Consider the following 508-nt stretch of genomic DNA (forward strand, 5'->3'; position numbering starts at 1 on the left):
GTCCATTGATCGAGCGATAGGTATTATTAAGTTACTGAATTCTACAAATGAAAAAGAGTATTGGGCTATTTCTGATATAGCTGATAGAACACATCTCCCGGTTAGTACAGTACATAGGTTACTGAACTCTTTGATGGAGCATGGGTTAGTTACGCAAATTTCAGAAACAAAACAGTACAAGATTGGGCCAATGTGGATGGAAATAGGATTACGTCAATTGGAGAAGGTAGACTACAGATCTGTTGCAAGAGAAGTAATGAAGCGTTTGGCCTCTGAAGTTGAAGAAAGTGTTTATTTGAACATTCCAAATGGAACACATTCTATTATCATTGAAAGAATTGATAGCCCTTTAAAAATTCGAGTTATCGATAACTTAGGGGAACAGATTCCACTTTCAATTGGCGCCGCAAATAAAACGATGCTTGCCAATATGAACACGAATGAAATGGAACACATTGTAGAACATTTACTTTCTTCTTTACCAGAACAAAAGCAAATTCTTTTCGAT

1 protein-coding gene is annotated in these 508 nt (G+C 36.2%); it reads left to right on the plus strand.

Features of this window, described 5'->3' with window-relative positions:
* On the plus strand, positions 1–508 hold a 508-nt coding region (locus tag AC1DTM_RS31395), incomplete at both ends, for an IclR family transcriptional regulator (protein ID WP_477001808.1).

This window comes from Bacillus sp. P4_D3 (genome assembly GCF_056401855.1).